The organism is Streptomyces sp. NPDC054956, from assembly GCF_053609185.1.
In genome coordinates this window covers 1-4,231 of sequence record NZ_JBSGXB010000466.1, presented here as the reverse complement: position 1 = coordinate 4,231, position 4,231 = coordinate 1, and the positions used below count along the sequence as shown (strand labels likewise).

5 protein-coding genes are annotated in these 4,231 nt (G+C 71.0%); 4 read left to right on the top strand and 1 reads right to left on the bottom strand.

The annotated features are described in order from the left end of the window. The first annotated feature begins 9 nt into the window (after window positions 1–9). Window positions 10–564 (top strand): PadR family transcriptional regulator, encoded by a 555-nt coding sequence (locus tag ACWGDE_RS36705; protein ID WP_453393417.1) that lies wholly within the window; start codon window positions 10–12, stop codon window positions 562–564. Between the two features lie 99 nt (window positions 565–663). Continuing rightward, window positions 664–2,388, top strand: coding sequence for an acyl-CoA dehydrogenase family protein (locus ACWGDE_RS36700; protein WP_453393416.1), 1,725 nt, complete (start codon window positions 664–666; stop codon window positions 2,386–2,388). 63 nt (window positions 2,389–2,451) lie between these two features. On the opposite strand, the gene ACWGDE_RS36695 is transcribed toward ACWGDE_RS36700, so the two are convergent. After that, on the bottom strand, window positions 2,452–3,405 hold the full coding sequence (locus tag ACWGDE_RS36695; RefSeq protein WP_453393415.1) for an anti-sigma factor RsbA family regulatory protein: 954 nt from the start codon (window positions 3,403–3,405) through the stop codon (window positions 2,452–2,454). A gap of 225 nt (window positions 3,406–3,630) precedes the next feature. Between ACWGDE_RS36695 and ACWGDE_RS36690 the strand changes: the two genes are divergently transcribed. Together ACWGDE_RS36690 and ACWGDE_RS36685 are read left to right on the top strand one after the other, a co-directional pair. Further along, the gene (locus ACWGDE_RS36690; protein WP_453393414.1) at window positions 3,631–3,786 is read left to right on the top strand and encodes a DUF6131 family protein; all 156 of its coding nucleotides are present in this window, start codon (window positions 3,631–3,633) and stop codon (window positions 3,784–3,786) included. A 42-nt stretch (window positions 3,787–3,828) separates the two neighbouring features. After that, the coding region (locus ACWGDE_RS36685) for an FAD-dependent oxidoreductase (RefSeq protein WP_453393413.1) at window positions 3,829–4,231 on the top strand (403 nt) is incomplete at its 3' end.

Genomic DNA, 4,231 nt, shown 5'->3' with positions numbered 1-4,231 from the left:
GATCGGGGCATGGCACTCGAGCACGCGATCCTCGTCTCCCTCCTGGAGAAGCCGGGCTCCGGCTACGAGCTGGCCCGGCGGTTCGACCGGTCCATCGGCTACTTCTGGACCGCCACCCACCAGCAGATCTACCGCGTGCTCAAGCGGATGGAGGGCGACGGCTGGGTCGACGTCCTCGAAGTGGCGCAGCAGTCGAGGCCGGACAAGAAGGAGTACTCCGTCGCCCCGGCCGGCCGGTCCGCGCTCTCGGCGTGGCTCCACGAGCCCGTCCAGCCCGACACCGTCCGGCACGAGCTCGCCGTGAAGATCCGCGGCGCGGCCTTCGACGACCCCGCCGCGCTCATCCTCGAGGTGGAGCGCCACCACCGGGCGCACGCCGACCGGCTCACGCACTACCTGGCGGGCGAACTGCGCGACTTCACCGGAGCGGACGCCCCCGTCGCGGACGACGCCGGACGCGAGCTCCAGCACGTCGTGCTCCGCGGCGGCATCGCCTACGAGCGGATGCAGCTCGCCTGGCTGGAGGACGTACTCGACACGCTCCACCGCCTCGTGGCGCCCTGACCCCGCCGATCGCACCGCCACGGGCCCCCACCTCCCGTACTGCCTCGTCCTCACCCTTCACCTTCACCCCTCATCCTCCGACCGGAAGGCGAAACGTCCATGAGCGACCCCCTCCTCTTCAACCCGCGCACCTACGACCCCGCGCACTTCGACCCCGAGACCCGCAGGCTGCTGCGCGCCACCGTCGACTGGTTCGAGGACCGGGGCAAGCGCAAGCTGCTGGAGGACTACAGCTCCCGTGCCTGGCTCGCGGACTTCCTCGCGTTCTCCGCGAAGGAAGGGCTCTTCGCCGCCTTCCTGACCCCCGCCTCCGCCGCGGGCCAGGACGAGCCCCACAAGCGCTGGGACACCGCGCGGATCGCCGCCCTGAACGAGATCTTCGGCTTCTACGGGCTGGACTACTGGTACGCCTGGCAGGTCACCGTCCTCGGTCTCGGCCCGGTCTGGCAGAGCGACAACGCCGCCGCCCGCGCCCGCGCCGCCGAACTCCTCTCCGAGGGCGAGGTGTTCGCGTTCGGCCTGTCCGAGAAGACCCACGGCGCGGACATCTACTCGACCGACATGCTCCTGGAGCCCGACGGCGACGGCGGCTTCCGGGCCACCGGGTCCAAGTACTACATCGGCAACGGCAACGCGGCCGGACTCGTCTCCGTCTTCGGCCGGCGCACCGACATCGAGGGCCCCGACGGCTACGTGTTCTTCGCGGCCGACAGCCGCCACCCCGCCTACGGGCTGGTGAAGAACGTCGTCGACTCCTCCAAGTACGTCAGCGAGTTCCGCCTGACGGACTACCCGGTCACCGCCGCCGACGTCCTGCACACCGGCCGCGCCGCCTTCGACGCGGCCCTCAACACCGTGAACGTCGGCAAGTTCAACCTCTGCACCGCGTCGATCGGCATCTGCGAGCACGCGATGTACGAGGCCGTCACCCACGCCCAGGGCCGCATCCTCTACGGCCGCCCCGTCACCGCCTTCCCGCACGTGCGCCGCGAACTGACCGACGCCTACGTCCGGCTCGTCGGGATGAAGCTGTTCAGCGACCGCGCCGTCGACTACTTCCGCTCCGCCGGCCCCGACGACCGCCGCTACCTCCTCTTCAACCCGATGACCAAGATGAAGGTGACCACGGAGGGCGAGAAGGTCATCGACCTGATGTGGGACGTCATCGCGGCCAAGGGCTTCGAGAAGGACACCTACTTCGCCCAGGCCGCCGTCGAGATCCGCGGTCTGCCGAAGCTGGAGGGCACGGTCCACGTCAACCTCGCGCTGATCCTCAAGTTCATGCGCAACCACCTGCTGGCCCCGGCCGATTACGCGCCCGTGCCGACCCGCCTCGACGCGGCCGACGACGACTTCCTCTTCCGCCAGGGCCCGGCCCGCGGTCTGGGCTCCGTACGCTTCCACGACTGGCGCCCCGCCTACGACGCGTACGCCTCCGTGCCCAACGTCGCCCGGTTCCGCGAACAGGCCGACGCCCTCTGCACGTTCGTCGAGACCGCCGCGCCCGACGAGCAGCAGAGCCGCGACCTGGACCTCCTCCTGGCGGTCGGCCAGCTCTTCGCGCTGGTCGTGCACGGCCAGCTCGTCCTGGAGCAGGCCCGCCTGACCGGCCTGGACGAGGACGTGCTCGACGAGCTGTTCGGCGTGCTCGTACGCGATTTCTCCGCGCACGCGGTCGAGCTCCACGGCAAGGACTCCGCCACGACGGTCCAGCAGGACTGGGCGCTCGGCGCCGTCCGCCGCCCGGCCGTCGACACGGACCGCGCGGCCCGCGTCTGGGCGCGGGTCGAGGCCCTGGCCGGCTCGTACGAGATGGCGCCCTGACGGGTCCGGCCGCCGGCCGGACCGCCCCGGGTCCCGGCGTGGACCCGGGGCCAGGACATCACGTCACGGCAGGGCTACGGGCCGCAGGTCGAGAGAGGCCTGGACCGTCGTCCCCGCGGCGCCGGTGTGCATGCGGACCAGCGTGGCGAGCTCGTTGACGAGGAGGAGCCCGCGGCCTCCGGGACGCTCGACCGGGGGCGGTACGCGACCGGCGAGCGGATCGCGCAACCATCCGAAGTCGCGTACCTCGCACACCAGTTGATCTCCCTCGATCCAAAGCCGCAGGGTCCCTCTCCCGCCGCCGTGCACCACGCTGTTCGTCGTGAGCTCGGCCACGGTCAGCAAGAGCGCCACACGCGTCTCCTCGGCCGCGGCCAGCCGCGAGGCGATCCGGGCAGCGAACAGGCGCGCGCCCCGCAGGCTCCCCGCGTCGAAATCGAAGGCGGCGGCGTCGGCGGGGTGCGGCAGCGGCTCGTTGCTGTGGGCGAGGGCGCGGGCGGGTGAGAAGGGGCCGCTCACCCGCTCCCGGCCGCCCTCGATGACGGCCGGATGGGTGACCCGCGCGTCGGCGAGCACCTCGGCGGGCAGGCGCTGCGCGTCGTACGGGCACAGGACGGTCACGTCACGGCCGCGGAAGGCGTTGTTGATCAAGGCTTCGTGCTGGACGCACGCGGGGTACTCCTGTGGGGTACGCCCCGGCCACACGGGTTCACCGACGATACGGACATGCCCGGACCGGTGGGCGTCGGCGAAGCCCAGGAGGACCCGGGAGATGATCCGGCCCGGATTGCGCCCCTCCCGCGTCATGTCGACGAAGCGCACCCCGGGCAGCGCGGGGTTCGGGGCCGCGTCTGCGAGCTCCGCCCTGATCAGCCGGAGGTGTCCGTCCGGTACGGCCACGGCGACGGGCTCGCCTGCCTCCGCGCCGGCCCTGATGAAGGGCCCCAGAGCGGCGACGTACTCGTCCTCGCCCCGGTAGAACAACGCAGGGTGTTCGAAAGCCTTCGCAGAGGTCATGCGGACGTCCGATCTCGGACCGGGTCGGCTCCGCACCGGAACGCGGGGCCGGGCCTCGGTGTCTTCCCCGTTGGGTCTATACCCCCTCGAGGCGGGCTGACCCTTTGCCGCCGCGAAAGATCCGGGCGCGTCGTCGATAGGGACGGAATTCCCGGGTACACGCGGACTGAAGGATCCGGCGGATCGACCGTTCCGCCGATTTCCCGACATGGGAACGAGGACACCATGCTTGTCGCCGGACTCATCCTCCTGCTCATCGGATTCCTGACCGGAATCTCCATCCTGTGGACCATCGGAATCATCTTGCTCGTGGTCGGGGCGGTGCTCTGGATTCTGGGCTCGGTCGGCCATGCGGTCGGCGGCCGACGGCACTACTGGTAGGCGGCCGACGGGCCGCGGGCACGGCCTGGAGGGCCTGCCGTGATGCGTCAGCACGATCTTGTCGTCATCGGTGCGGGATCCGGCAACTCCGTCGTCGACGATTCGTTCGCCGACCTCGACGTCGCCATCGTCGAGGAGAAGTGGTTCGGCGGAACCTGTCTGAACGCGGGCTGCATCCCGAGCAAGATGCTCGCCCACGCCGCCCACGTGGCCCGTACGGTCGGTGAAGCCGGCACGTACGACGTGGACGCGGAGTTGCTCGCCCTGCGCTGGCGGGCGCTCCGCGACCGGGTGTTCGGGCGGCTGGACGCCGAACGCGAAGAGGGCCGCCGGGGGCGCCAGGAGGCGGACTTCGTCACCGTGTACGAAGGCAGGGCGCGTTTCACGGGTCCGCGGGTGCTGCGGATCGACCTGGCGGACGGCGTCGTCGACATCAGTGCCCCAC

Bases quoted from the DNA above. Each gene is read 5' to 3' on its own strand.
- ACWGDE_RS36705 (WP_453393417.1), top strand. From the start codon at position 10: ATGGCACTCGAGCACGCGATCCTCGTCTCCCTCCTGGAGAAGCCGGGC.
- ACWGDE_RS36700 (WP_453393416.1), top strand. From the start codon at position 664: ATGAGCGACCCCCTCCTCTTCAACCCGCGCACCTACGACCCCGCGCAC.
- ACWGDE_RS36695 (WP_453393415.1), bottom strand. From the start codon at position 3,405: ATGACCTCTGCGAAGGCTTTCGAACACCCTGCGTTGTTCTACCGGGGC.
- ACWGDE_RS36690 (WP_453393414.1), top strand. From the start codon at position 3,631: ATGCTTGTCGCCGGACTCATCCTCCTGCTCATCGGATTCCTGACCGGA.